The 1,851-nt window shown below is 59.3% G+C and carries 2 protein-coding genes; both read right to left on the bottom strand.

Annotated features, from left to right (window positions below):
• Nucleotides 1-19 precede the first annotated feature (19 nt).
• Nucleotides 20-1,279 carry a Fe-S cluster assembly protein SufD gene (sufD, locus tag ACI38B_RS05345; RefSeq protein WP_439729864.1) on the bottom strand — a complete coding sequence of 420 codons (1,260 nt, stop codon included), beginning with the start codon at nucleotides 1,277-1,279 and terminating at the stop codon, nucleotides 20-22.
• Nucleotides 1,280-1,306: 27 nt separating this feature from the next.
• The coding region (locus ACI38B_RS05340) for a SufD family Fe-S cluster assembly protein (RefSeq protein WP_439729846.1) at nucleotides 1,307-1,851 on the bottom strand (545 nt) is incomplete at its 5' end.

Raw genomic sequence — 1,851 nt, 5'->3', positions numbered from 1 at the left:
TTCGAGAGTGTGCTGCATATTACTTTTCCTCCAATACGGCTTGCATGGCCGCGTTTTCGCCTCGTGCCAGGCGACGGTCAATCACATTCATCAGGTGCTGCGCGATGGCGGGCACGCCGATTTCCTCGACGAGTTCCGCGAAGAATCCCTGGACCACCAGTTTGCGCGCCTCGGCTTCGCTGATACCCCTGGATTCGAGGTAGAACAATTCCTCGTCGTCGAAACGGCCCACCGAGCTGGCATGGCCTGCCCCGATGATATTGCCGTTCTCGATCTCCAGATTCGGTTCGGAATCCGCGATGGCACCCGGAGTAAGCACCAGATTCCTGTTGAGCTCGTAGGAGTCCGTTCCCGGGGCGGTCGGCTCAATCAGCGCGTTGCCCACCCATGTGGAATGCGCGCCTTTGCCGCTCAACGCACCCTTGTACACGACGCGGGACTTGCACTCAGGGTAGTTGTGCACGACCATCGTCCGATGCTCGATATGCTCACCTGGGTCGGCGAAATAGATGCCGAGCATGTTGAGATCGCCTTGGGCGCCGCCGAAATCCTGGTCCATGCGGATACGCACGACGTCACCGCCGAGCGTCACCACGGAATGCCGCAACGAGGCTCCCGCCCCGACACGGATGCGGTGGTTGCCCACGTGTTTGGAGCCCTTGTCCCATTCTTGCACGAAGGTCGTGGAGATATGAGAATCCGCGCCCGTGGAGATTTCCACGCCTTCAGCGATACGGGCGAGACCGTCATGTTCGACGATAACATCGCCATGCGCACGATCCTCTGCGACGATGACCAGATGGACCGCATCAAGATCATTGCCGCCGCCGTGGATATGCACGAGCACAGGCGTGTCGATTTCGCCGCGCAAGCGTATTACGGTAGCCGTCTTGCCGCTGGCCCATTCGACCGCGGAAACCCGGTCGTTCGACATCATCACGGTTCCTGAGGGCTGCTCCCCCATCGCGACCTGCGTCACGTCAACATGCCCGGCATCGACAGGACGTCCCTCGGTGTCGGTGACCGAGATGCTTGTTTTGCCGCTCGGCTCGAACACGTCGAAGAATTCCTCGATGCGTTCAATCGGCGTGTATCGCCAATCCTCTTGTTTTCGGGTCGGCTGTTTGAAGTCGTCCACCTCAAAGGAACGTGGTTCACGGTCCGCACTCGACGGCATGGCCGCGGGGAACGCATACGGGTCATGCGGGTCGGCTTGCGGGACCTTGATCTCCGTATTCTTCGGCTGGGTTTGCGATTGTACGTCCTGTACGTTCTGCATTGTGTTCTGCTCTTGTTCTGCCATGGATCAGCCTACCGATCCTTCCATCTGCAATTCGACGAGCCTGTTGAGCTCAAGCGCGTATTCCATCGGTAGCTCGCGGCTGATCGGCTCGACGAAGCCGCGGACGATCATGCCCATGGCCTCCTTCTCTTCGAGACCACGGCTCATGAGATAGAACAGCTGGTCTTCGGAAACCTTGGAAACAGTCGCCTCATGGGCCATGGATACGTCATCCTCGCGCACATCGACATGCGGATACGTGTCGGAGCGGGAGAAATCATCAACCAGCAGGGCGTCGCACACGACTGACGAGCTCGAGCCTTCGGCGCCGTCGACGATTTTGACGAGTCCACGATAAGCGGAACGGCCGCCGCCACGGGAAATAGACTTCGCCACGATCGTAGAGCTGGTATGCGGCGCGAGATGGATCATCTTCGCGCCCGTATCCTGATACTGTCCCTTGCCGGCGAAACCGAGAGACATGGTGGATGCCTTGGCATACGGCTCAGCGAGGATGCACGCCGGGTACTTCATAGTGGCCTTGGATCCGGTGTTGCCATCGACCCATT

This window comes from Bifidobacterium sp., from assembly GCF_051876855.1.
Classification (GTDB): domain Bacteria; phylum Actinomycetota; class Actinomycetes; order Actinomycetales; family Bifidobacteriaceae; genus Bifidobacterium.
This window is presented reverse-complemented; position numbering and strand designations above follow the sequence as displayed.

Bases quoted from the DNA above. Each gene is read 5' to 3' on its own strand.
- sufD (WP_439729864.1), bottom strand. From the start codon at position 1,279: ATGCAGAACGTACAGGACGTACAATCGCAAACCCAGCCGAAGAATACG.